Source organism: Agrobacterium bohemicum (genome assembly GCF_002896715.1).
Lineage (GTDB): Bacteria > Pseudomonadota > Alphaproteobacteria > Rhizobiales > Rhizobiaceae > Agrobacterium > Agrobacterium bohemicum.
On the sequence record NZ_PGEL01000026.1, the window covers coordinates 208,405 to 233,992 of the forward strand.

Sequence of the window (25,588 nt, forward strand, 5' to 3'; positions counted from 1 at the left end):
GTCATGCTCGCTTCAGATAAACNAAAAAACAGGTTCCATTCTCGCTGGTTTCAACATCGACCCGCCCGCCATAATCGGACGCGATATCGCGTGAAATAACCAGGCCGAGGCCAAGCCCCCCTTCCTTCGACGTGTTGAAGGGAGNAAACAATTGTTCGTGGATAGCAGTCTCAATACCCGGTCCATTATCCGCAATGGTCAGAACCACCTCATCAGACATAAGCTTTACCCGCACCTCGACGCGGCCGTTCGGTTTGTCTTCCAGCGCCTCAAGGGCGTTTTGCAGAAGGTTGATGACGATCTGCTCCAGACGAATGCGACTGCCGGACACGATAACGTTTTCATCCGGCAAGATGATATCCAGCGCATCCATGCGCCCTGCAAACCGACTGCGGAGCAGCACAACCGCACCTTCTATCACCAGGCGCAAACTGACCGGCTCCGCCGCCGTGCGGCCTTTCCGCGCCAGGATTTTGAGGTCGCTGGTGATGACGCCGATGCGGTCCGTCAATGATGCGATACTTTCCAGATTTTCATCCGCATCCTTCATGCGATCACGCTTCAGAAAAACGCGGGCATTATCGGCAAAGGCGCGGATGGTCGCGACCGGCTGGTTGATTTCATGCGCGACACCGGCGGCAATCTGGCCAAGAATGGACAGTCGGTTGGCCTTGACCAGTTCGTGCTGCACGCTTTGCAATTCTTCAGCGGTTTGTTCGTGTCTAATGATTTCGGCCTGTAGACGATCCCGTGCCATCGTCAGGTCAATCGTTCTTTCCTGCACACGGCGCTCCAGCTCGGAACGATCACGCTCGGCTTCGGCACGAGCCTGCGCTGCCTTTTGCCTGCGACGCAGCCATATCGCGGAAAAGGCCATCAGCGGCATGAGGCCCGCAGCGGCAATCACCCGGTTGCCACGGATAGCCACGCTCATGGTGGCCTTGACCGGCTGCAAATAATGCAGCGACCATGCCGTGGTCGGAACCGGTAGTTCCAGCCGCAGATATTCACCGCTGAGGGAGGAAGGCGCGTCGATCTTGACGATCGCCACTTGTGGGCCCNGATGGGACAACGTCTCAACCGGCATAGTCGAAAGCTTCTCGTCACCGAACTGCAGGCTTTCGGAAATGGTCTTTCGCCGGGCTTCATCAATTGGTGCAACGGTGTTGAAGCGCCATTCCGGAATGCTGGTCATCAGAACCACGCCATTGGCATCCACGATATAGACAGGGTGCCTGCCGATATTCCAGTCCGCTTCGAGGCGATTGAACTCGACCTTGGCAATAACCACCCCCAGCGGACGACCATCGGGGCCATCTACCCGGCGTGAGATATATAGACCCGGCTTCCGGCTGACATTTCCCAGCGCGTAATGTTCGGCCATGCCGGTGTCCATCGCGGCCCTGAAATACTCCCGNAAAGCATAGTTGGAGCCCACGAAACTCTCCGGCGTTTGCCAGTTGCTGGACGCGATGGTCACGCCATTGGTATCCGCGACATAGATGACCGACGCCTGTGTACCCTCGATCAGCCCTTCCAGCTTTCGGTTCAGACGCGGGACAGCTTCATCGCCATCCCGGAGGGCTTCGATGATATCCCGGTCCCGGGCCAGCACGAGCGGCAGAACGCGTGGACGCTCAAGGGCGACATTCAGAAGCGCCGATTTCAGTTCCGCATCTGTGGTCGCCGTGGCCAGCAGCGCCTTCATGGCCTGAACGCGTCCAAGCCGTTCGGCAGCGACGAAGGCAGCAAGGGCGATGATCAACCACATGACGATGAATGCGGTCCATCGAGCGCGAGATGTATCGAGACTGCGCATAAAGCGAAATGCTCCCAATGTGCGGATTTCCACACAAACTCATGATTTTAATGGGCGGGAACATACACAAATTTATTTCACTGGCAAAGTAGGAAAACTAAAATTATTAAATTTCAAATGGTTACGCCATAAAAATTACTCTGGCACGGGAATTGCTCAATCATAAATAGGCGGTCCTTGACCGTGAACCAAATGCGTCAGACCCGGGAGGCCATAAGGCAGGGTTTTGATCGAGGAGGAACTAACATGATTGATAGCACCACCGTGGCCTCCAGCCACGTAAAACTGCCANTTTATCGGCACCTTTANTTTCAGGTTCTCATAGCCATTGCAGCGGGCATCGCACTCGGCCATTTTTACCCTGCAATCGGCGAACAGTTGAAGCCGCTGGGTGACGGCTTTATCCGTCTCGTCNAAATGATCATCGCCCCCGTTATCTTCCTGACGGTCGCCACCGGCATCGCCGGCATGAACGACATGAAGAAAGTCGGCCGCGTTGCCGGCAAGGCAATGATCTACTTCCTGACGTTTTCGACGCTCGCCCTTATCATCGGCCTCATCGTTGCCAATGTCGTGCAGCCGGGCGCGGGCATGAACATCGATCCGGCCACGCTGGATGGTTCTGCCGTCGCGACTTACGCGGCAAAGGCTCATGAACAATCCATCACCGGCTTCCTCATGAACATCATCCCGACGACCATCGTCGGCGCCTTTGCTGATGGCGATATTCTTCAGGTCCTGTTCTTCTCGGTGCTGTTCGGCATTTCGCTTGGTATCGTCGGCGAACGCGGCAAGCCCGTTGTCGATTTCATGCATGCGCTGATGTATCCGATCTTCAAACTGGTCGCGATCCTCATGAAAGCTGNCCCGATCNGGGCCTTCGGCGCCATGGCGTTCACAATCGGCAAATACGGCATTTCGTCCGTTACCAATCTGGCGATGTTGATCGGTACGTTCTACTTCACATCGATCTTCTTTGTTGTCGTGGTTCTTGGTGCGGTCTGCCGATATAACGGCTTCTCGATTTTCGCCTTGATCCGCTACATCAAGGAAGAGTTGCTACTCGTTCTGGGCACATCGTCTTCGGAAGCGGCCTTGCCGGGCCTGATGAGCAAGATGGAAAAGGCGGGGTGCAAGCGCTCCGTCGTTGGCCTGGTCATCCCCACCGGTTACTCCTTCAATCTCGATGGCACCAACATCTACATGACGCTGGCGGCCCTCTTCATTGCGCAGGCAACCGGTATCGACCTGTCCTGGGGTGAGCAGATCCTGCTGCTTCTCGTCGCCATGCTCAGCTCCAAGGGTGCCGCAGGCATCACCGGTGCGGGCTTCATCACCCTTGCCGCGACGCTATCTGTCGTTCCGTCCGTCCCGGTGGCCGGCATGGCGCTCATCCTCGGCATCGACCGCTTCATGTCGGAATGCCGCGCCCTGACCAACTTCGTCGGCAACGCTGTCGCAACCATCGTCGTCGCCCGCTGGGAAGGCGAGTTGGACGAAGCACAATTGGCCAGCGTTCTCAACGGCGACGTCGTTCCCAACATCGGTGAAGTCGCTCCAACACAGGTACCGCAACCCGCGGAATAAGCCGTCACCACACGCAACGTTAAGAGGGCTGCCCGAGAGATCGGCGCAGTCCTCTGGCGTTATACAGCCCAGCTCTATCCGATAGTATCAGATCGTTCGGTCAACAGCATGGTGGAAGACCCACTGCCCACATTGCTGAGACTGGGCGAAATCGAAGATGGGTGNCGCCGAAGANTTTGCATTGAGAGGCCGAACCTGTAGACATGATGCGGTCTCTCTTGAACGCCATGGCAGCAGGTTATCATGTTTCTATCGAACCACGATCTGGTTGAACTCACAGACATTCGCCACGAACTGCATCGGTTTCCCGAAATTTCCGGGCAAGAAAAGGACACGGCGCGACGCATCTGTGCTCATCTCGAAGAATCGCGGCCAGACAGGGTTTTGACCGATCTCGGCGGCCATGGAGTGGCGGCGATCTTCGACAGCGGCAATGACGGCCCAAGCATGCTCATCCGCTCGGAACTCGACGCGCTTCCCATTCTGGNAAAGACCGACGTACCGTACCGCTCTACCATTGAGGGGCATGGGCATTTGTGCGGTCATGATGGACATTCCACGATATTGCTGGCTTTGGCGCGGGGGCTTGCAAAGCGTCGCCCCGGCAAAGGCAAGGTGATATTGCTGTTTCAGCCAGCTGAAGAAACCGGAGCGGGTGCTGCTGCGGTTATCGCAGATCGTTCTTTCGAGGACATCAGGCCGGACTACGCANTTTCCTTACATAATCTGCCCGGTCTGCCGTTGGGTCACGTCTCGCTGATAGAGGGGCCGGTCAACTGTGCATCCCGTGGAATAAAGATAAAACTTACCGGCAAGACAGCGCACGCTTCGTCGCCCGAACATGGCGTTTCGCCCATGCGGGCGATTTCAGCGTTAATGCCAGCGCTCTCGTCTCTCGGACAAGGNTTTCCGCCTCAGCCGGACTTCAAGATGGTAACGATTACCCATGCCATGATGGGTGAAGCGGCCTTCGGAATAGCGCCAGCCAATGCAGAAATATGGGCAACGCTTCGGACCCTGACGGATGAGCGTATGGCAGAACTTTGCGCTGCCGCCGAAGAACTGGCCACGAAATCCGCTGCCGATAACGCGCTGGCGATCGACATGTCCTATGCCGATATCTTTCATCATTGCGAGAACGACCCAGATGCCGTGGCCCAACTTCGAATGGCACTGGATCAAGAACAGGTGCAGTATGATGGTCGTAGCTTGCCCATGCGCGCATCGGAAGATTTCGGGCGGTTTGGCGCTGTCTCCAAGTCTGCGATGNTTTTTCTCGGCGCAGGCACCGATCATCCCAACCTGCATAATCCCGATTACGANTTTCCCGACGCATTGATCGCGACAGGCGCCCGGATATTCATGCGCGCAATCAGAAACCTGACGGACTAAACCTGCCTCGGGCATTAAACCGTCGCAAACCACAACAGATTTCTACAAAATTCATAAACAATGAAATCCTTTCGCTCCTCGGCCCCTGAGCCCGCTGATATCGTTTGATGACTGGGGACTTGAAGCTTTGGAGAGAACAGGATGACGGCAACAGTGACTTACCTCCACGATGAACGTGAGAAAGCGGCATTCGATTCCAACGAACTGAAGGCGGCCATGCGCAGCTTGGCAGGCGGCGTCTCCGTCGTCACCGCAGGCACGGGGTCGAACCGCACCGGGGCGACTGTGACCTCCGCGACCGCTCTTTCCATGGAGCCCGCTACGATGATCGTCAACATCAACAAGTCCTCGTCGACGTGGCCGATCATCGCACGCTACAACCACTTCTGCGTCAACATTCTGTCCGCAGAACAGCAGGACGTCGCTTCACGATTTGCCGGTGTCGGCGGCTTGAAAGGCGTTGACCGTTATACTGATGCGGAATGGTTCGAGCTGGAAAGTGGTGCTTCTGCGTTGCGTGGCGCGCTCGCTGCCATCGACTGTGCCGTTGAAGACGTCATCGAACGCCACACACACGCCATCATCATCGGACGCGTGCTATCGGTAGAGCGAGCCGAAGGTGCACCGCTCATCTATCACGGCGGGCGATATGCCAATCTTGCGACTGTTTGATAGGCTGAGCACCTAAGCCGTGCGTTCCGTAGCAACGTCGCCCTTGTTGGACGCGAATTGTTCCAGCGTCATGTTGTCCAGAACGGCGGCCATTGCGTCCCGCACGTCGGTCATTGACCTGCGGACCTGACAGGTTTGTGGATCAGAACAGTCTTCGCATGCTTCGAACGCAGTGCGGCTGGCACAGCGGATCGGCGCCAGCGGACCGTCCAGGGCGCGGATGACCTGACCGATGTAAATGTCGGAAGCCGCTTTGGACAGCGCATATCCGCCACCCGGGCCTTTCTTGGAACGGAGCATTCCTTCATTGCGAAGCTCCAAGAGTATGGCGTCCAGAAATTTCTTAGGGATATTATTACGAGCTGCGATTTCGCTGACGAAGGCCGTTTGTCCCTGTGCGAGACCAGCAAGGTCGATCATCGCCTTAAGCCCGTATTTGCCCTTTTTGGTCAGCATCGTCGTCTTTCAGAGAAGAGTATCTGAGAACCACATATAACCCGCCAGATGAACTTTCAATGAACTCCATGAAATCTATCAAAAATACATGAGCTGTATTCAACCGCCTCTTGGGCCATTGCTCGGGCGCGCATCCCTTGCCGCAGACAGGCCTCTGACAGCGTCTCNTTGCCCGGTCGAAGCGGGGCCCTCAAAGACTTGAATGGCCTCGCCGTAGCGTTTCATATTGAGGTAGGCGTACCCCCTGATGACCATCAGATCGGTGCGTTCCGTGGCAAAGCGTGCTCGCTGATCGAGCAGGATCAGCGCCTTTTCATATTGCTTGTTCTGATATGCCGCCAGCGCCCTGTCCGTCAGAATGGCTATCTGAAGTTCCGTCGCCTTGGTTCTGTCCATTCCAGCCTTGGTGGCGGAAATTGCAGCGTTATCCGTCAGCCCCATCCGAAGATAGGCAAGGCTTTGACCATAGGCGGCATCGCTTCTGACCGTTTCCTGACTGCCTTTGAGCGCAGAGCCAAAAGCTTTCAACGCCTCGGCGGGCCTGTTTGCTTCCATCAGGCACCAACCCTGCTGCAACGCCTGCTGGGGTGCAAGACTATCCGGATCAAAACTCGTCACACATCTGCTGGTCTTGCGTGAAGGCTGGCTCTGGCTTGAAATGCGCCCCTGTCTGGGGCTAACGGTGTTTGCGTATTGCGTATAGGCAACATCGTCGCGACGAACCATAACAGCCTGGGCCTGCGGAGCGTTCTCGGCAGGTCGGGCAGTGGCGACACTCGGCGCTTGGGGTTCTGACCGGCCGACATTCGCGATGCGCTGGGATTGCGCACCCCATTGCTGCTGCAGTCGGCGGACTTCGGCAACATTGTTCAATTGCTGATAGGTCAAAGCTAGGCCGTAGGCCGAGGCTTCATCGTCTGCCTTCCATGCCAAGGCCGTGCTGAACCACTGCAACGCCATCTGCGGCTGCTCGAACGCTCTGGAATACCAGCCGAACTCCTGTGCGGTCGCCGCATCTTTCTGCGAGACCGCTTCCTCCGCAATGCGCTTTAGAACCTCGGGCTCAAGGGCCACAGGCGGATCGAGCGCCAGAAGATTTGCGGCCGATGCCAGATAGGTCTTGCGGGAATCATCGGATGACGCCCGCCATTTATACATGACATCCTCGGCATCGCGCGGCGCATCGCGAGCAATCAAAGCAAGCGCAAGGCCCTGTGAAGCGGCTGCGGAATCGTCTGCCGTCTTGGCTTGACGGAACCACTTTTCGGCGTCTTCCATCTTGTCGCGGCGAAGATTGTACCAGCCCAGCAAAAGCGCATCGCTTGCCAGCTTGTTGCTTTCCGCCAGACGTTCCAAGCGCAACAGATAGGTCGTTGGAACAATAGCGTTCTTGTCCTCGCCCGCATTGGCAACAAGCTGCCGGGCCAGATCATCGCGGATCGGCTCGAATTCAAGCTGCCCGTCGGTGCCCGGNTTTTCCTTCGACAGGAGGTCTTCCATCATGGCGATGGGCAAAAGGGCGGATGCTTTTTGAACCGTTGCGAGCCGTTCACCGGGTCCATCACAATTGCTCAAGACATAGGTATAAGCGTCGCGCGCACGTTCTGGCTTATCTGTGCGCACAAAGGCTTCGGCCAGACGCCACAGCACATCCACTTCACCGCACGTCAACAGGCCCGGATTGTTTGAGGCCGTCTCGACCACTGCATTATACTGCTTGAGATCGGACGAGTTGACAAGGCGCTGGCGCGCTTCGGCAAGGTTGACCATCTCAAGCAAATTGGATGGCGGCTGCCAGCTCGCATCTGTCGCCTGCCTGTCGGCAATGGCTTTTCTAACTTCGGCATAACGGCCATTGGCATATAGTTGCCACATGGCATCCATTTGCGGATCGCGCAATTCTGGCACAGCCAATGGATCTGCCGGAGGCGTCCAGCCTGGATAGAGCGCTCTCAAACGTGCGATTTCTGCCTGTAGGCGGGCGGTATCGCCTTGTGCGGCGAAATACCGAAGGGCGCTCTCATCGACCACAGGAGGGTTGGGTGTAGCAGTGTCGGGCGAAACTGGCGCGGCGCGTTGGACGCGCGCCAAAGTCGGCTCCTGCGCACCATCGACAACTGGCACGGTCACGGGCGGTTCTGCTGCCGGGGCTTCAGACTGTGTAACGCGGCTTGCTGCAGGTGACCGCACCGGATTGGTTCGGATTGGATTCTGATCGAAAGACACACGGCTGCCAAGCGCACCCGGATTGATCGAACCCGTCGTGTGAACACTTGAAACCCTGCCCAAAAGCTCGTCACGCCATTGGAACGCTGCAACACCACCAACAACTAAAAGCGCGGCAGATATGTAGAGCGTCTTTCCGTTCATAAGCACTCCTGATGCGCCTGAGTCGCGAATGACAAGGCCAAGAGATGCAACGTAGATGGATAATAAAGTGTTGACGTAAAGCGACGGAGGTCATCCGGGATGGGTTTTCTGTCGATTATACAGGCCGCCAGTGCTGGAATAACGCGATATCCGGCATCGGAAAGAACATCCTTGGTGTCGCCGGAACGGAGATCGAACGTGGCCATATTACCATCGTCCAGGAGGATGGACGCACGTAATCTATCGAGAAGCTTCACATCCGCCAGCCCTGCGCGTGCCAGATAGAGCGGTATGCGGACGGAGTTATAACCAAACTCCTGGGGGAAACCATCTGCCGGACGTGGCTTCGTCCTTACCGAAACCCAGTCTGCTGGCAGCTTCCTGGGACCGAACAAGTATGACGATATCTGAGCAAGCCCGTCCCGCGTCAACGCCCCCCAGAGCGGAGATGGAGCAAGCTCGTTCAAAACAGGAAACGCTTCAAAAATGAAATAGGACGGATTGACGACCGGGCCATCCGGGCGGTCTTTTTCTCCGAAACCAACCGTGCCGGGCAGCAGAAGTGTGCGTCCTCCGCGTACGACAACTGACTTGTCGATTACGGTCTGGGCAATTTTCCGCGCCGCCTCGGCGTAATCCGGCTTGGCCCACTGCTTCGCCGCGAGCGCCAGAGCATAAGCAATAAGAATATCGCCGTCCGTCGCGTTGTTGATATCCGATATGTGTGGGTTGGCCTGCGGGTCCCACTTCCATGCTGCCAGACCATCATCACGAACCAGAAGCTCGGTTCTGGTGAACGACCAGATTAGTTCGAAATCCGCAGGCTTGTCGGCGAGCACAGCCAGCCACATGCCGTAACCCTGGCCTTCACTGTGGCTGATATTGTTGTTTCCGGTATCGATGATACGGCCCGTGGGGTCGAGAAAGGCCGTTTTATAGATACTCCAGTCGGCTTCCGTAATCGAAGCAGCCGTGGCGGTGAATGGNAAAAACATGGCTGCCAGCATCACCAGAAGTTTGAACCGAAAGCGGAGGAACTGTCTCATTTGCCTCGTCCCATGCCGCGCAGCATCAGAAACGTCACACATCCCAACAGCGTCAGAAAACCGATGAAAACGAGGGAGTAGGACAGCGTGTTGGTGGACAGCCAGTTGGCGGCGATCAACCGCCAGTTGGAGAAGCTGAACGGGCGGGTCACGATGAAGGTTGGTTGCTCGGCAGCAATTGTCTCAACCGTGTCGGACGTCGCATCATAGGTCGCAACGCGCCCAGCCAGCGTCGCCCATCGCTTCTGTTCAACGATGGCGGCCACGCCGGTCCGCAAATCGGCGGAGGTCGGGGCGGTGGCCATGGTCCAGACGCCCTCGCCGCCCGGGCTCATGCCCTGCGCCAACATGAATGTAACATTGCCCGGCGGCGTATAGACCTGTTCGGCACCGGGAAGGAACCGCAGCGTATCCGAACTGATGTCGAAATTGCGTTTGAGCCACTCCTCGAAAGACGATACCTGCCCCTGCCAGACGCCTCCATCCACCCGCTGGCGCCAGTCGTTGAACAACTGGTCGGTCTGTGCGGGCTGTACGGCATTGTCGCTTTCTTTCCACGCCACCTGACTGGCGGATGCTAGATCAAGCTGGTTGACCAACCCCTGCGGCATTTGCGCAAGCGTGCCGAAAAACAACGCGTTTCTATCGCCAACTGCCGCCGGTGTCGCCACCAGCTCGACCGGCACCGGTTGACCGCCAGCGACAGCCAATCGGCTGAGCAGCGTGGCCGCTGCGGACATCGTATCCGTGTCCACGCGCTCCAGCCAAAGGGCAACGGGCTCTGCACCGTGCCGATAAGGTTGTCCTACACCGTTCATGGCGGCCAGATCAGGCGCACGACCAATCATCGCAAAGTTCGGAATATGCAGCTCTGAGGTATCGAACAATGCNAAACGAGGGGTCTGATTGGCNGGCGCGCCCGGCAGGCACTCCGTATCCGCCTGCGTCATCAGCACGGCTTCGATGGCGATCGTGTTCACGCCCGGCACGAAATGGCGCATCGTGACGTTGATGGGAAGATGGCGAAATATCCCGCCACCCCGGTTGGAAACCGGCACGGTCGACGCGATGTTGCCATTTACGTAGACATCGATATGGCTGCCCGGCAGAATTTCATTGGAATAGGCCGCATCCAGAAGCAGGGTGGCCTCGCCGTAAGCGGATGCGTNAAAATCTGCTGGCGCGCCGATGGTGAACTCGGTGCGGAACCGTCTGCCTGAAAATTCACTGCTGCGGACGCCGAGTGCCGATAACGGCAAACGCCGATCGGACATGACCAACGGCGCATCTGGCGTGTGCCAGGCCTTGGTCGACAGCGCGGTGCGGGATGTACCGACGGGCCGCTCTACAGAAGAGGAAAGCGACTCGATAGCAGTCTGCACCGCCTGCGCGGTGGGTCCGCTGACAATCAGCGCCGATACGCCACCGACGATGGCGTTCTCAAAGCCCGCATAGGGGCCAGCCAAAGCCTCTGGTGGGACAGACCGCGTGGCGGTGGCAATCTCACGTGACGTTCCCGCGATGACGACCAGCGTTCCGGCTTTGCGTTCCGTGGGAACCGTGGTGCGAAACGTGATGCTCTGGTTCGGCATTTGCGTGCGCAGTGCAAGCGCCTGTGCCAGTTTCAACAGCGGCTGTGCAGAAACAGGATTTGCAAGCCCNNGGGCGACGATCTCGATGGCGGTCAACCCGGCTGGATCGGCACCCGTGGCCTGAATGTCATCGATAATGTCGAATTGGCTGCCAACATCGGCATTGAAGGACATATAGGTGCTGGAAGGACTGACTTCGGTCCACAGATCATAGGTGGATTGAATGGTGCAGTCCGTACGGTGGCGCTGTTGCACGCCAAGAGACACCATGTTTGCACCGGCCTGAAGCGCGCCGGGCGGTATCGTCATCGTCACATTGCCTTCGGCATCGGGCGACGACACGCTTTTGCGCTCCAGCGGTACATTGTTGACAGAAACCTCAAGATTGGAGCTTTCCGGCGCAACGACAATGGCGTTCTGATATCCGATGTTCAGCGACACAGCCGACCGGGCTTGGTCCTGCGTCAGATACAGCGTCCACTGACGCTGATCCATCTCACCGGACAGACTGAGATCGGAAAACGGCAGGATGTAACGACGGCGATCATCCGGGTTGCCGGCGCCCAAACGCGTGACGACCTTTGGCGGGGCACCAGGCGGGGTGGATGCAGCGGGCGGGACCGGAGACGATGGCGCAATCCGACTGGGCAACTGAATTTGTGGCGGTGCCACGGGTGCCAGAGGTGGAGGCGGCGCGGACGTTGCTGGCCGCTCCGGCGACATGTCGAAAGGTGCCGACTGCGCAAAGGCTACGGTTGAAACGGACGCCAAAAATGCGGTGAGAAGAAGCGCCGTTCTCATGACTTCGCCGNTTCCAGTTTCGTTTTATGGGGCCGCTCCGGCTTGAGCGAGCGGAAAAAGTAATACAAGCCGCGCTGCGTCTGAAACACGGCAATTGCGAGGAACGTCGCGGTACCCTTGATAAGCCCGGGATTTTTTCTGCGCGCCCGCTGGAATTCGCTCCATTGTTCGGAATTGGCAAAGATCAGGTCGGCGATCAGCCGATGGTCTATCGCCTGCTTTGGCGCAAAGGTGCACCCGACCTGGGTAAAGCCGTCCTTTTTAACGGATCGGACGATGTCGATGCTCATGGTCGTCGGCGCGCCTGCGCTGTGCGGTTTGACGCGGATGGTGGCCGCAGAACCTTTTTCGACCGTCCCCAGGCCTTGCTCGAAAATATTGATGAGCATGCCGTTAACCGAGACGTTTTCAACAGTCGCTGGCGACCACGCCTCGCTATCACCGATTTGCAACTCGCAGCGACGATTGACGGTGATACGGCGTGACGCGGATTTCTCGCCGCGTTCCGATACAACGCCAAGCGCACAGCCCGCGAAAATGATGTTGAGCAGGTTCCAGCCGCCCACCACCAGCGTGACGTCGGCCTTATAGGGCTCGGCGTAGATCCGGTAGATCGCGAAGATCATGGCAATGATCAGCACAGCGAAGATGACGAAGAATGGCCGACTGATTTCGGAAAGCCGTGCCTCGCTGATGGAATCGTCTTTTGCCGTCACCTTGAAGGTCGGCTTGGACGGATTGAAAATGANCGACACGACCGCAGGCAGAAGATGCACCGTCTGCACATATTCATAGAGTTCGGAAATCCACGGCCAACGGAAACTGCCATAGAGAAAATTCTGCATCATGAGGTTCACCAGCATGTACGCAGCGGTGTACGCCAGAAATTCACCGCCGGACGCGACGAATATCTGCAAGTCGAAGAACAGGTAAAAAAGCGGCGCGAAGAGAAAGATGGTGCGTGGGAAGGGAAACAGCCAGAACAGCGTGGATGACATGTAACAAAGACGTTGCGTAAACGAGAGCCCGCGACGAAACAACGGCTGACGGAAGATCAGGATCTGCATCATGCCCTGCGCCCAACGGCTGCGCTGACCGATAAAGCTGGTGAACGTTGCGGGCTGAAGTCCCGCGATCAGCGGCTTGTCGACGTAGAGGCTGTTCCATCCACGCGAGTGCAATGCAAGCGCCGTTTCGCAATCCTCGGTGATACTGACACCGCTNAAACCATCAGTTTCCTTCAGCGCAGCCCGGCGCAAAACCGCAGCGGAGCCACAGAAAAACGCGCCGTTCCATTTATCGAGGCCGCGTTGGATAATGCCGTAGAACATTTCGTTCTCGCTCGGCATCGTCTCGAACGTACGCAGATTACGCTCGATAGGGTCTGGGTTGAGGAAGAAATGCGGAGTCTGGACGAGGAAAAGCTTCTCGTCCTCCTCGAAGTAACCGACGGTTTCCAATAGAAAATCGCGCGCAGGCGCATGGTCGGCATCGAAGACGGTAATCAGCTCACCTGTGGAATGCTCCAGCCCGTTGTTGAGATTTCCGGCCTTGGCATGCACATTGCGCTCTCGTGTCAGATAGTTGACGCCCAGATCGGCGCATAGTTTCTGCAATTCTTCATGTCGTTTTGCCGCAGCCTGTGCATCGGGGACGCTGGACGCATTACGTTTCTGAACCGTACTGCCATCGTCCAGCAGCCAGACAGTAAACTTGTCTGTGGGATAGTCGATATTCTTCGCCGCAGACAGTGTATTGGCAAGCAATGTCGTATCTTCATTGTAAGTGGGTACGAAGATATCGACCGTTGGCACGTAGCCTGGAGAACCGGGTCGCGTCTTTCTCGACGGCAGCGGCATGGATACGATGACGAGGCTGAGTGCCAGCATCACAACGCTATACATCTCAGCGAGATAAAGCAGGAAACCGGGAATGAAGTTTTCCGGCTGATTAATCGGCGGCAAGGTGCTGGTGGTGCGCCAATAGACGTAGCGCAACACGATGGCCGTGCCAAAGCCAAGCGCTATCAGCCGCCAGGCGCCCTTCCCGTTCAGCGATTTGATGGTGGCAAGCAAAACGAGTGATATCGCCGTTGCGATGAGGTGGGTCTGCAAGCTGACGGGCAGCGTCACGATGACGAGAACGCAAACCGAGACGAACGCCCAGACGACAACGGAGATGGCCTTGCTCATGCAAACCCTCGCTTTCCAATCAACTGAAGGCATAATGCCTCCCAAAACGCGACGTTACGGCCTCTCGACCGCAGCGACGTCGCGATACTTATTACTGNAAACTATACAGAAATGGTTAATTGCATGCCTGCGACCCTGGTCCCGTAGACGGGCAACCGGGTGACGGAATGACGACACGCTTCGTTGCGGGACTGTTTGCAGGCCGTGGCACATCAGCCGGTCGCGAAACATTCGGCAACTCGCCCGTCGGAGATGGTATCAAAACGCGGGGTTGTGACGTCGCTGTAACCGGCGGTGGCTGCAATTGCGTTTGAGGCTGAACGACGGCAGCACGAGCGACAGGACGAATGACCGGGGCGGGAGACGGTGGCGGCGATTGCACCCCCGGCTGCATGGGAACTTCGGTTGCCGTCACCGGATAGATGGGGTTACCGGAACGCCCAAGACCCTCCGGTGGCGCCTGTGCGGTACCGTAGGGGTTCCAGTTTTCGGCATCGTAGCTTCCGGTAATCGTGTAATTATACATGACAGTCAGCAGATCGCGTACTGTCACACCGGATTGGCAGAGACGCAGGGTCACATTGATGCGACCGAGATTTTTGAACCCTTGGCGCATGCTTTCGGGAGAGCGAATTTGTTGCCAGCCATAGATACACGTATCGTCACCAGCGCCTGTACCGGATGCATATGAAAACGCGCCATACGCGTTTTGCAGATACTCGGCTGACGTCGCTACATGTGCCCCCGGAAAGGCGGTACGAATTTCACGCGAGATGGACGATGCGCGCAAACTGCTGCTGGACAATCCATCCTTGCCGGTATCTTCGGCGCGCTGCGGCCCGTAAAGCTCGATCTTCAGATAGTTCTGGCCGGGTGTTCGCGCGTCGGAGCGTAATATGACCTGCTGCTCGACTGCGTTGGAATAGGTGCGATTGATCACGCTGATGACTTCAGGTCCACCGGGTGGCGGNAAAATAAGCGCCTCTTCTGGCGGCAGCATTTTTGGCGCGCCGGATGGCCTGACGCCTCCGGGATTATTGCAGCCTGAAAGCGCCATCGCGATGCCCGGCAAAAGAACGAAAACAGCGGNTTTTGCTGACACNAAACCAGCCGCATTGCCCATGCTGGCAAGGTCACGCGCATGACGAATCAATTTTGAAAAGACCATTGGCATGAAATACGTGAGGATAGTGATTTAGCAATATCATAATTCGCCCACATCTTGTTCTTGGTCATGACCGATGATGGGAAAGAGACCAGTTCCCCGCCACTTTTGGTGGAACTTTGAACGCGGACAGGGATTGAGATTGATGTGGTTTTAACGCACCGGACATATAAACAGGCATAAAACAGGACGAATATGGCAGATCAACCGATGAGCACAACGAGCCAACTTTCTGATGAAGTGAAGCGATTGCGCCGCTGGCTGGACGAAGATGCCCTACCGATGTGGTGGGAAATCGGCGCGAGCAAACCGGATGGCGGCTTTTACGAGCGCATCGGGCAGAACGCAAAGCCGATGCTGGGTGACAATCGCCGCTCCCGGGTCCAGCCGCGTCAGGCCTATTGTTATGCGGCAGCCGGGCAGAACGGCTGGAACGGTGAATGGCAAAAGGCGGTCGGTCACGGCCTGAACTGGTTCGACAAGGTTTATCGTCTGGAAAACGGGCTCTACGGCAATCTGGCCAACTCATCCGGCAAGCTGATCGATCCGACTTTCGACTTCTACAATCAGGCCTTCGCGCTGTTTGCCGCAGCACAGACTGCGATGGTTTTTCCGCAACGCCTGGATGAGATGCGCCAGCGAGCGAATTCCATTCTTAAAACATTGCAAGATAACTATGCCCATCCGGTGGTGGGCTTTGAAGAAGCCAAACCGCCGCGCGAGCCCCTTTGCTCCAACCCGCACATGCANTTTTTCGAGGCCATGCTGGCATGGGNAAAGGTCGATCCCGAAGGCCCATGGCATCAGTTGGCAGACGATGTAGCCCAACTTGCAATGGACAAGTTTATCGATCCCACTTCGGGCGGGCTGAGAGAGTTCTTTGACCGCGACTGGAACCCGATGCCGGGTGACAAGGGCCGCATCATGGAACCCGGCCACCAGTTCGAATGGGCATGGCTGCTCGTACGCTGGGGTCATTTGCGGAACGACACCACGGCCGTCACGAAAGCAAAACGCCTTTTCGAGATCGGTGAAAAATACGGCATCTGCCCGCGCCGCAAGGTGGCGATCATGAGTCTTTACGATGATTTCACAGTTCACGATCCACTGGCGCGTCTGTGGCCGCAGACGGAATGGCTGAAAGCGGCGGTGCGATTGGCGTCGGTGACACATGGCGAAGAGCGTCATCGCTACCTCGCGTCCGCCACGCGTGCCATCGGTGCTCTACAGCCGTTTCTCGACACGCCCATCGCTGGCCTATGGTTCGACAAATGGCCGGAAAACGCACCAATGCTCGATGAACCAGCACCTGCAAGCACGTTTTATCACATTGTCTGCGCGATCTATGAAACGCAGGACGTGCTGAAGAGCTTGCAGTAGTTAACGCGCGTCACCCTCGGGATTGTCCGAGGGTGACGCACCATTGACGAACGTCAAGCCTCCAGCCAGAGCACCTGTTCTGGTGTCAGCTTGATATCCAGCGCCGAGAGGCTGTCCTCAAGCTCCGCAATCGTGCGTGGCCCGATCAGCGGGATAACCGGGAAAGGTTGCGCGATCACATAGGCCAAGGCGATATGGATCGGGCTTCGGCCTAGGTCCTTGCCCAGTTGGATGGCCCTGTCGCGCCGTTCGAAGTTACGATCAGAATACCAGACGCGCACGATTTCCTCGTCATCGCGTTTGTCGCGCCCCGCTCTTTCCGTGAAAAAGCCTCGGCCTTGGCTCGACCATGCGAAATTCGGAATCTGTCGCTCTTTCTGCCACTCTTTCCAACCGTCATCGGATGCAGCAACGCAACCGGCCCAGATCGGGTCCAGCATTTCCGCAAGTGAAAAATTGTTGGAAAGTGCTGCTGGTGCTGCCTTGCCGTTCTTCTGCGCATAAGCCGCTGCCTCGTCCATCCGCTCGCGCGTCCAGTTGGAGCCGCCGAAGATTCCCCGAATACGGCCACGTTTTACTTCGGAGTCCATCGCATCCACAAACTCGCCCACCGGCACAACGGTGTTGTCGCGGTGCATGAAGTAGATGTCGACATAATCGGTTTTCAGCCGCTCCAGCGATTGATCGAGCTGCTTTGCAATCATATCCGGGTAGCAGAGCGGCGAGTGGGCACCCTTGCCGATGACGACGATCTCTTCGCGCGGCACGTTTCGGCTGGTGTGCCAGTCTCCGAAAATGCTTTCCGTCTTGCCGCCGCCATAGACATAAGCCGTGTCGAACAGATTGNCCCCAGCCTCATAGAACGTGTCGAGCGTCAGCGATGCGGAAGCGAAATTCGGGAAGAACTCAAACCCAAGCGCCACCACCGAAGCTGGCTTGGAAACGCCTGGAATCGTGCGCTTAGGTACAGTGCTGCCCGCAACAACGGTGCCACCGACAATATTCGAAACGCGCTTGGCAGAGGTTTCGACACCATACTCAAGACCAACAGAGTGACGCCATTGATCCATGACGCGCAGGTTGCCGAGGCTATCGGCCCAGCTCATGCCGGGATAAGCAAATTCCGCTTTTCCAGCACGAATGGCCTCACCTGCGGCATCGACCTCGAAGGAGTAAAGCCAGCCATCTTCACGCACGTCTACGGTCTGCCGGTCATTGCCCTTGATGATGTCGATCTTGCCAACGCCGCCCTGATGACCGGAGGCGAACCAGAAATCTTCCACCTGAATGCGGCCTTGCGAGCCGATGATGCGTAGCACATTGTCCTGCTGCGCCATGATGGAGCATGAGACTTCCGCGACGATGCCGTTGGGAAATTTCAGCACGGCGGATGCCCATTCATCCACCCCGGACTGACCGAGATGCGCGACACCGGATACTTTTTCCGGCTCCAGAACCGGCTTGTCTGCAACGGCCCCGGCAATGAGGCGGGCCATCGAGACGGGATAGCCGCCGACATCGAGAATGCCACCACCGGCGGCATCATTGGCAAACAAACGGTGTTCTGGTTTGAAGCCGCCCATGTTGAAGCCGAAACTGCTGCGAATGATACGGACCTCCCCGATCACCCCGCTTTTGACGAGCTCGACAATTTTCGCCGTCTGTGGGTGCAGCCGGTACATATAGGCCTCACCAGCAAAAACCCCGGCTTTCTTCGCCTCATGGAAGACAGCGTCAGCGTCATAGGCCGAAAGCGCAATCGGCTTTTCCACCAACACATGTTTGCCAGCGCGCACCGCCTTGATCGCCCATTCGGCATGGCCGGTGTGAGGGGTTGCAATATAGACGGCATCGACTTCAGGATCGCTAAGCAAGGCATCGTAACCATGAACGATGCGAGCGCCGACAAACCCGTCCCCAAGACCTGGCTTATCAGGATTGCGGCTGGCGATTGCCACGAGCTTTCCGGTTTTTGAATGAGCAACGCCATCGGCAAACGTGCGGGCGATTGTTCCGGGGCCGATAATACCCCAACGGATGGGTTGAACGTCAGTCATGATAGATCCTCATTGGATGGTCTTGGAATAGTCTTCAGCGCAGACGAGCGCCCGCGCTGTCAAAAAGGAAAGTCTTGTTGGCGAAAAGTCCGACGGTCAGGTGTTGCTGATCGTTGGAATGTCGGGATTCCGGCCGCTCGATAATCATTGGCGTATCACCGGCCATACGCGCATAGACGTAGCTCGTGTTGCCCAGATGCTCTGCTACGTCGATCTCGACCGTCAGATCGGCATCGCCTTGGCCAGCCTCACCGAAATGCTCTGGCCTGATGCCCAGAACAACCTCGCTTCCGTCCGCGATCTGCGATTTCAGTGGAAGCACGAGTTGCACACCGGCACCGCCAGCCAAACGCACGGTAACTCCGTCAGCTGTTTGACCGACGACGTTGCCGGGCAGGAAATTCATCTTGGGCGAGCCGACGAAACCGGCGACGAAACGGTTGGCGGGGTCATCGTAAAGATCGAGCGGCGCACCGACCTGCTCGATATGCCCTGCTCTCAGCACCACGATCTTGTCGGCAAGCGTCATCGCCTCCGTCTGGTCATGGGTGACGTAGATCATCGTCGTGCCAAGTTGCTTGTGAAGTCGTGAAATCTCCACCCGCATCTGCACACGCAGTTCTGCATCGAGGTTCGATAGCGGCTCATCGAACAGGAAGACACGAGGTTGGCGCACGATGGCGCGACCAATGGCAACACGTTGCCTCTGGCCGCCCGAGAGCTGCTTGGGCGTTCGGTGAATCAACTCGTTGATCTGCAATATGTCGGCGGCACGGCGCACACGCTGCTCCGTATCGGCTTTCGGATTGCCGTTCATCCGCAGGCCGAAGGAAAGGTTTTCTTCGACCGTCATATGCGGATAAAGCGCGTAGGACTGAAACACCATGGCAATGCCACGATCCGTCGGCTCGGCATCATTGACAACCTTGCCACCGATACTGATCTCACCCCCGGAGATATCCTCCAGCCCCGCAATCATGCGAAGAAGGGTGGACTTGCCGCAGCCCGAAGGGCCGACAAAGACGACGAATTCGCCATCGGCAATCTCCAGATCGGCACCGTGGATGACCTTCAGGGCTCCGTAACGTTTGACGACATTTTTAAGCGATAATTCCGCCATGAGGTTCCTCCCGGATTACTTGACGGCACCGGCAGAAATGCCGGCGATGAAATGGCGCTGCAACAGCACGAAGATGACGAGAATAGGGGCGGTCAAAAGCATTGCGCCCGACATGATGCCGCCCCAGGAGACTTTAGTCAGGCCGATGAGAGTTCCCAACGCCACCGGCGCCGTCATCATACCCGGTTTCGAATTGACCAGCAGCGGCCATAGATAATTGTTCCATGATGCAAGGAAGAGGATGATCGACAATGCTGCCATGGTTGGCCGTGCCAGCGGCAGGGCGATGCGCAGGAAAATCTGCCATTCCTTGACGCCTTCGACACGCGCAGCATCGAACAGTTCGCTTGGCATCATCGNAAATGACTGACGCATAAAGAGAACGCCGAGTGAGTTGAACAGTGGCGGTACGATCAGCGCGACCCAAGTATTGGCGAGTTTGAACTCCCGCGCCACCATGATGAACTGCGGAATGACGACGACCGCATAGGGCAAGGTGATGGTACCCAGAATGATGGCAACGACGACCGAACGTCCGGCAAAGCGGTAACGCGCCAGCGCCCAGCCCGCCATGGATGTCAGCATCACCGACAGCACCGTGTAGATGATCGCCACGCCGATGGAGATGAACAGGGCGCGTAGNAAATCCGTATCGGCCTGAAGGTTACGGAAGTTTTCCAGAAAATGTGTCGATGGCAGCAACTCGATGTCAGGGCTGAAAATGCCGTAATCGGGCATGGTGGAGAAGACGAACATCATCCAGATGGGAAACAGCCAGATGATGGCGAGTGGTGTCAAAGCGGCATGGAGCGCAATTTTCTGCCACAGGGCGGATTTGGACTTGGATCTCATTTCGCTTCCCTCCCGATCCATAGGTTGAACAGCGAGATGGCGACGGCAAGCGCCGCGACTGTATAGGCAATAGCCGATGCGTAGCCGAAGTTCAGGGAGGTGAAGCCTTGGCGGTACAGGAAAATACCCAGTGTTTCGGTCGCACCGCCGGGCCCACCACGGTTGGTGATGAGGAAAGGTTCAGTGAACAGCTGCATGGTTCCGATAACGGATAGCACCACGCAAAACATGATGATGGGTTTCAACAGTGGCAAAGTGATGTGAAAAAACTGCTGGCGTCTGCTGACATTGTCCAGCCTTGCCGCCTCGTACACATCGCCCGGAATAGACTGGAGCCCAGCCAGAAGGATGATGGCGTTATAGCCCGCCCACCGCCACGTCACCGCAATGATGATGAGCGCCATGGCAGCCGTGGAATTGTCAAACCATGCGACGGGCGGCAGCCCGACGGATGTGATCAGCTTATTGATGATGCCGAAATCGGTGCTGAACATCAGCCGGAAGACAGCGGCATAGGCAACTTCCCCGACAACGACGGGCGCGAAAAATGCGAAGCGGAAAAGCGGGCGCGCTTTCAAGAGCGGCGAATTCAGCAGCACTGCCATAACCGTGGCGAGCGCAATCATCACCGGAACCTGAACGACCAGAATAACGAGCGTGTTCTGCAGGGCGTTATAGAAAGCCGGATCGCCGACCAGCCGCCCCCAGTTCATCGACGGCGCATAGCGCCAGGGGTTGACGCGCGTATTCTGGAACGACAGCAGAAACGAATTGATGATCGGCCATAGCCAGAACGTCGCGAAGATGAGCAAATACGGGGCAAGGAACGCATAGGCGACCCTATTGCGCAAAGGCATATCGACCTCACAAAGCCAGANGGGATGATGGGAGCCGGACGCCCTTGACAAGAGCGCCCGGCAACGGTCGGCCTGGGAGACTATTCAGCGATCGGAACACCTGTCGCGGTTTCAATCTGCTTGGCGGCATCGTCAAGTGCAGCCTTTGCATCGGGAAATCCGCCTGCAAGGTATTTGGTCTGGGTTACGCGGTAGATACCTTCCGCATCCGACTGGAAAGCCGTGCCACGGCTAGGTACGATTTTCGGAAGCGTGGCGAGAATATCAGACCAGACGGCCTGCCCACCCCAATAGGGTTGCGGCTCCTTGACGAACGGGTCTTTGTCAGCAGTCAGCAGCGATGGAACGAGGCCGAAAGATTTCAGCATCGTAACCTGACCCTCATTGGTCAGAAGCGCATAGTCGATGAACTTCCAGGCTGCTTCCTTGTGTTGCGACGCGGAGCTTATCGCCAGTGACGAACCGCCGAGATTGGCCGCATGTGGGCCATCGGCTGTCAGGCTGGGCATGGTATAGACGCCCCATTTCCCAGCTAGATCCGGCGAGCCTGAGCGAACCGTGCCCTCAAACCATCCGCCATACATCTGCGTTGCGACTTTTCCAGACGTGTTGGACTGGATTTTTTCATCCCAGATAGCAGCCGTGATAATGCCCGCGTCCTTCATCTGCTTGAGCNTTTCAAGCGTCGCAACGCAAGCAGGCTGGTTGATGGTAATGCTCTGACCATCGGTCGAAAAGTAACCGCATCCCTGTTCGTTGGCGATCATGCGGAACCATTCGCTATCGCCGTTGAAATCTGCCTGCGTCATGACAGTACCGGGATTGGCTTGCATGACCTTCTTGCCAGCGGCAATAAAGTCATCCCAGGTTTTGATCGTCGCGGGGTCGACGCCTGCCTTCTCGTAGAAATCACGACGGTAGAACATCGCGACAGGACCAGAGTCCCATGGCACGGAATAGGCGACGCCATCCACCTCAAGCTCTGTCCGCTTGAAGTCCGGAAATAGAGCCTGTTTCTCGGGCGTGTAGCCAAGCTTCGTCGCATCAGTGAAGCAATCGGGGAAGCGGTTCCAGAAAACCTCCGCCTCAAAATTTTCAACGGTCACGATGTCAGGCAGGCCTTCGCCACCAGCAGCACAGGCCGCAAGCGACTTGTCGTATACTTGGCTGTTTCCCAGATCCTGAACATCGACTTTGATATCGGGATATTTCTTGTTGAAACCCTCAAGCGTGGATTTCAGAGCGGATGCTGCAACGTTCCAGCTCCAGATCGTAATTGTCGTAGATTGCGCGGCAGCAGGTGTTGCGGCTAGAAGCGCGAGCGAAACCGACGCGCCGATAAATTTAAAATTCATTGAAAACCTCCCTTTTCAATTGCCGTCCTCCAACGACACGGGCAGATTAGCGGCGCAAAGAAATCTGTCTCGTAAAAAGGGAACATGGATTTGGCGGAAAGTAAGATACTTGAAGCAGCAACGTACCAACCAGGTGCCAGTACCATCGAGGGGTCACCGACCAAGCTGCAGTTCTTTCAAGCGCATCCCGCCATCATGCTCATGCCGCACTGGCACGCGCAGGTCGAGGTGAACTACGTCATTTCAGGCCATGTTCATTACCGGATGGGCGACCATGCGTTGCGACTGGAAGCCGGGCAGATGTGCATCTTCTGGGGTGGGCAGGCCCACCAGATGGACCAGTCTTCCGATGACTCTTTCTATGCCGGCGCCCATCTGCCGCTCGTGCATTTCTTTCGTATGCGTCTGCCGGTGTCGGTATCCAGTATGCTGATGGGTGGCGCGACCATGCTGACATCGGTCACCGATAAATCAGACGAGGAAAATTTCGCCCGTTGGCACCGCTATGTCAGTTCTGGTGATCCGCAAAAGTCTGAAAACGCCGTGGAGGAGCTGCTTTTGCGGGTGGAGCGAATGTTTCTGGAGCCGTATTCAGTGGTCACCAGTCCGTCGCGAGAGGAACAGCCCAGCAACACGGACGGCTATCATTCATTGAGTGTAGTACGGATGTGTGACTTCATTGCTGCCAATTTTCTGGAAGATATAGACGCCACCGATATTGCCCGCTCCGCCAGCCTGCATCCNAAATACGCGATGAACCTGTTTCGCAAATCGACCGGCATGACGCTGATCAAATATCTGACCTTGCTGCGGCTTTCGCGCGCCCAGGCCATGCTGATCAAGGACAACGACAACATACTGCATGTCGCCATGGAAAGCGGCTTCGGTTCCGTCAGCGCTTTCAACAAAGCCTTCCGTCAAGTCGCGGGAATGTCGCCCTCGGACTTCCGTCGCGACACGAGAATCAGCATCGTATGATATACTCAAGCATATGAATTATAATGCNTTTTTTAAGCGATTCATCCGCCACACAGGCCGTCGTTAATCCTTAACAAAATTTAACTATTGCTAGTGCCATAAAGATGGCTATTTTCCTGCTGCGTTGCAGCATGAACTCTCCTTACGCGACGCTGTCGCATGAAATGCCGGTGAACCTGATGGACCCCGGCTCCATTCAATGTCCATTCCAGGGAGATTATTATGACTATATCTATTTCTCATCCAGATTACAGTGACCAGACGCATGCACCANTTGCAGAGAAAATCGCAGTTGCCAGAAAAAGCTCGGGCTACACGGTCGAGCAACTGGCAATTACCTGCGGACTGACGACGCAGGAAATCGATGCGCTCGAAAACGGCACGGACAGCAATCCGTCGCACATTCAGCGCGTGGCGGCGGCTTTGCAAATTCCGGTCTCCGACGTCGTTTGACCATATGCCCTCGATAGTCGAGGGATTTTTTCGCCCGTCATTCGTAAGGACCAGTGCCTTGAGAAGACGGGCGAAACAATAAACGTTTCAATCTACCCCTTCAAAACATCCTCACAATTTACCACATGCGAAGCGCATCAGCTCTGACCTGTGGGNAAATCATGACAGAAGCAACTCACGCTAGCCTGTCCCTCAATCGCGTACCGACCCCGCCCTGGCCATCCCAGCCTTACGAGATATTGAACTGGCTGGTTCTCGAGACCCACGATCAGCGCTTCATCGACAATATTTTCGTCGAACTGTGCCAACGGCTGAATGAAGCAGGCGTCTCCGTTGCCAGAGCATCTTTGAATTTCATGGTCGAGCATCCCCAATGGCGCGGTGCCAGGATTTTGTGGCTGAAAGGTCGAACAGACGTCGAGTTTTCTACATATGCCTACGGCACAGAAGACACGGCAGAGTATCGCAACAGCCCGATCCATGAAATCCATTCGGGTGCAGATGAACTGCGCTACCGGCTGGATACTCCGCCAACAGAATCCGAACCTTCCATCTATGCCGATCTTCGCGCGGAAGGGCTGACGGAATATTGCGCCTGGCCGTTGAAGCACACCTTCGGCAAACGCCATGTCGTTACCNTTTCCAGCAATCAGCCGGGTGGCTTCACCGACGCGGAAATTGAGATGCTGAGAAGCCTCATTCCGGCGATTTCTCTGGTTTCGGAAATTCGCCTCAAAAACCGCATAGCCCGCACCTTGCTGGAAACCTATGTCGGCCCGCACGCCAGTCAGGCCATTCTGGATGGCGCCACGCGCCGGGGCAGCGGCACAACGGTCGGCGCAGCAATCCTGATCTGCGACCTGCGCGATTTTACGCACATATCGGACCTTTGGCCGCGAGACGATGTCATCGAACTTCTGAACGGCTACTTCGATGCCATGTCAGAGCCTATCGAGAAATTCGGTGGCGAAATCCTGAAGTTCATGGGTGACGGTTTGCTGGCAATTTTTCCGCTGAGCGATCCCGATGCCTGCACCAACCTGCTTTCGGCAATCGGAGAAGCACAAACCCACCTCAAGACCTTGAACGAAGACAATATTGCCCGTGGTCACGATCCCCTNGGGTATGGCATCGGTGTGCATGTCGGTGATGTCATGTATGGCAATATCGGCTCGAAAAGCCGGCTGGACTTCACCGTCATCGGCCCTGCCGTCAACATAGCGTCGCGTCTGGAAAGCTTGACCAAACTGATCAAGCGACCGGTTTTGATGTCTGAGCAATTCGTCAGCATGGCAGGCGGGCCTGCAAATTTCGAAAGCATTGGAGCACAGACACTGAGAGGTCTCGAAACCCCGATCAATGTCTATGCCTTGCGGACCTAGGCTTTGACNTTTACACTCGCCTCTTTACGCCTTAGAGAGACGATCAGCGTAAAATCGAAATG

General features: G+C 56.6%; 19 protein-coding genes. 7 read left to right on the forward strand and 12 right to left on the reverse strand.

Going from position 1 to position 25,588, the window contains the following annotated elements; translation table 11 throughout:
- Position 1: 1 nt before the first annotated feature.
- Entirely contained in the window at positions 2 to 1,819 is a 1,818-nt protein-coding gene (locus tag CUC55_RS14575; RefSeq protein WP_245417765.1) for a sensor histidine kinase, read from the reverse strand.
- A 246-nt stretch (positions 1,820 to 2,065) separates the two neighbouring features.
- Here CUC55_RS14575 and CUC55_RS14580 point away from each other — a divergent pair, with 246 nt between their 5' ends.
- From CUC55_RS14580 to CUC55_RS14590, 3 genes are all read left to right on the forward strand, one after another.
- Positions 2,066 to 3,406, forward strand: a complete 1,341-nt coding sequence (locus CUC55_RS14580; protein WP_103088321.1) for a dicarboxylate/amino acid:cation symporter — start codon at positions 2,066 to 2,068, stop codon at positions 3,404 to 3,406.
- 243 nt (positions 3,407 to 3,649) lie between these two features.
- Positions 3,650 to 4,798: an amidohydrolase gene (locus tag CUC55_RS14585; protein WP_103088322.1), complete on the forward strand. Its 1,149-nt coding sequence runs from the start codon at positions 3,650 to 3,652 to the stop codon at positions 4,796 to 4,798.
- A gap of 141 nt (positions 4,799 to 4,939) precedes the next feature.
- Entirely contained in the window at positions 4,940 to 5,470 is a 531-nt protein-coding gene (locus CUC55_RS14590; RefSeq protein WP_067646804.1) for a flavin reductase family protein, read from the forward strand.
- 12 nt (positions 5,471 to 5,482) lie between these two features.
- Here the strand turns inward: CUC55_RS14590 and CUC55_RS14595 are convergent, their stop codons facing one another.
- From CUC55_RS14595 to bcsN, 6 genes are all read right to left on the reverse strand, one after another.
- Entirely contained in the window at positions 5,483 to 5,926 is a 444-nt protein-coding gene (locus CUC55_RS14595) for an RrF2 family transcriptional regulator (protein WP_067646808.1), read from the reverse strand.
- Positions 5,927 to 6,025: 99 nt separating this feature from the next.
- Complete coding sequence (locus CUC55_RS14600) at positions 6,026 to 8,296, reverse strand: cellulose synthase (protein ID WP_103088323.1); 2,271 nt, start codon at positions 8,294 to 8,296, stop codon at positions 6,026 to 6,028.
- Entirely contained in the window at positions 8,293 to 9,303 is a 1,011-nt protein-coding gene (locus tag CUC55_RS14605; protein ID WP_425352852.1) for a family 8 glycosyl hydrolase, read from the reverse strand. The genes CUC55_RS14600 and CUC55_RS14605 overlap by 4 nt, the downstream gene beginning before the upstream one ends.
- Before the next feature lie 35 nt (positions 9,304 to 9,338).
- A complete protein-coding gene (locus tag CUC55_RS14610; protein WP_103088325.1) occupies positions 9,339 to 11,735 on the reverse strand; it encodes a cellulose biosynthesis cyclic di-GMP-binding regulatory protein BcsB in 2,397 nt (798 codons plus the stop codon).
- Positions 11,732 to 13,927 carry a UDP-forming cellulose synthase catalytic subunit gene (bcsA, locus tag CUC55_RS14615; RefSeq protein ID WP_103088326.1) on the reverse strand — a complete coding sequence of 732 codons (2,196 nt, stop codon included), beginning with the start codon at positions 13,925 to 13,927 and terminating at the stop codon, positions 11,732 to 11,734. Before bcsA ends, CUC55_RS14610 begins: the two co-directional genes overlap by 4 nt.
- Before the next feature lie 115 nt (positions 13,928 to 14,042).
- Positions 14,043 to 15,101, reverse strand: coding sequence for a cellulose biosynthesis protein BcsN (gene bcsN / locus CUC55_RS14620; RefSeq protein WP_425352843.1), 1,059 nt, complete (start codon positions 15,099 to 15,101; stop codon positions 14,043 to 14,045).
- Between the two features lie 186 nt (positions 15,102 to 15,287).
- Between bcsN and CUC55_RS14625 the strand changes: the two genes are divergently transcribed.
- Positions 15,288 to 16,472 carry an AGE family epimerase/isomerase gene (locus tag CUC55_RS14625; RefSeq protein WP_103088327.1) on the forward strand — a complete coding sequence of 395 codons (1,185 nt, stop codon included), beginning with the start codon at positions 15,288 to 15,290 and terminating at the stop codon, positions 16,470 to 16,472.
- A gap of 53 nt (positions 16,473 to 16,525) precedes the next feature.
- Here the strand turns inward: CUC55_RS14625 and CUC55_RS14630 are convergent, their stop codons facing one another.
- The 5 genes from CUC55_RS14630 to CUC55_RS14650 all read right to left on the reverse strand — a co-directional run bounded on the left by CUC55_RS14630 (position 16,526) and on the right by CUC55_RS14650 (position 22,713).
- Positions 16,526 to 18,529, reverse strand: coding sequence for an aldo/keto reductase (locus tag CUC55_RS14630; RefSeq protein WP_103088328.1), 2,004 nt, complete (start codon positions 18,527 to 18,529; stop codon positions 16,526 to 16,528).
- 34 nt (positions 18,530 to 18,563) lie between these two features.
- A complete protein-coding gene (locus CUC55_RS14635) occupies positions 18,564 to 19,649 on the reverse strand; it encodes an ABC transporter ATP-binding protein (RefSeq protein ID WP_067646828.1) in 1,086 nt (361 codons plus the stop codon).
- 15 nt (positions 19,650 to 19,664) lie between these two features.
- On the reverse strand, positions 19,665 to 20,501 hold the full coding sequence (locus CUC55_RS14640) for a carbohydrate ABC transporter permease (RefSeq protein WP_103088329.1): 837 nt from the start codon (positions 20,499 to 20,501) through the stop codon (positions 19,665 to 19,667).
- The gene (locus tag CUC55_RS14645; protein ID WP_067646834.1) at positions 20,498 to 21,358 is read right to left on the reverse strand and encodes a carbohydrate ABC transporter permease; all 861 of its coding nucleotides are present in this window, start codon (positions 21,356 to 21,358) and stop codon (positions 20,498 to 20,500) included. Before CUC55_RS14645 ends, CUC55_RS14640 begins: the two co-directional genes overlap by 4 nt.
- Before the next feature lie 80 nt (positions 21,359 to 21,438).
- On the reverse strand, positions 21,439 to 22,713 hold the full coding sequence (locus CUC55_RS14650) for an ABC transporter substrate-binding protein (RefSeq protein ID WP_103088330.1): 1,275 nt from the start codon (positions 22,711 to 22,713) through the stop codon (positions 21,439 to 21,441).
- A gap of 84 nt (positions 22,714 to 22,797) precedes the next feature.
- On the opposite strand from CUC55_RS14650, the gene CUC55_RS14655 reads away from it, so the two are divergent.
- The 3 genes from CUC55_RS14655 to CUC55_RS14665 all read left to right on the forward strand — a co-directional run bounded on the left by CUC55_RS14655 (position 22,798) and on the right by CUC55_RS14665 (position 25,526).
- Positions 22,798 to 23,691, forward strand: coding sequence for a helix-turn-helix domain-containing protein (locus CUC55_RS14655; protein ID WP_067646839.1), 894 nt, complete (start codon positions 22,798 to 22,800; stop codon positions 23,689 to 23,691).
- Between the two features lie 222 nt (positions 23,692 to 23,913).
- Complete coding sequence (locus tag CUC55_RS14660) at positions 23,914 to 24,144, forward strand: helix-turn-helix domain-containing protein (RefSeq protein WP_103088331.1); 231 nt, start codon at positions 23,914 to 23,916, stop codon at positions 24,142 to 24,144.
- A 161-nt stretch (positions 24,145 to 24,305) separates the two neighbouring features.
- Positions 24,306 to 25,526, forward strand: coding sequence for an adenylate/guanylate cyclase domain-containing protein (locus tag CUC55_RS14665; protein ID WP_103088332.1), 1,221 nt, complete (start codon positions 24,306 to 24,308; stop codon positions 25,524 to 25,526).
- Positions 25,527 to 25,588 lie beyond the last annotated feature (62 nt).